Annotated in this window: 1 pseudogene; it reads left to right on the top strand. The window is 56.8% G+C overall.

What is annotated here, in order from left to right:
- Window positions 1-156 precede the first annotated feature (156 nt).
- Window positions 157-370, top strand: a pseudogene (locus CYR55_RS23185) (ABC transporter permease); the annotation flags it as partial.

Genomic DNA, 370 nt, shown 5'->3' with positions numbered 1-370 from the left:
TGGCAGGCTGCCCTGCGTGATATCACCCGCTATGCGTAACGGCATGGCTCAGTAATGCTGGTTCACCATACCCCTGTAAGCCTCTGCCTGCCGCCCGTTTTGCGCGGCAGGCAACATGTGCCGGCAGGGTTCAGGACGTAAGGTAAGAGAAAGGTAATGAATCCACATTCACGTAAGCCCACCTCGCTGCTCTCGCTGGCAGCCACTACCTGGGGGCACCGGAACCTCATTTTTCAGATGGCCAAACGGGATGTTATCGGCCGTTACAAAGGTTCGGTCATGGGGCTGCTCTGGTCCTTTATTAACCCGATATTTATGCTGGCGGTCTACACGCTGGTGTTCTCCGTGGTCTTTAAGGCCCGCTGGGCCG

The organism is Chimaeribacter californicus, from assembly GCF_002858675.1.
Lineage (GTDB): Bacteria > Pseudomonadota > Gammaproteobacteria > Enterobacterales > Enterobacteriaceae > Chimaeribacter > Chimaeribacter californicus.
The sequence above is the reverse complement of the archived record's forward strand: the minus strand, read 5'-3'. Positions and strand labels throughout refer to the sequence as shown.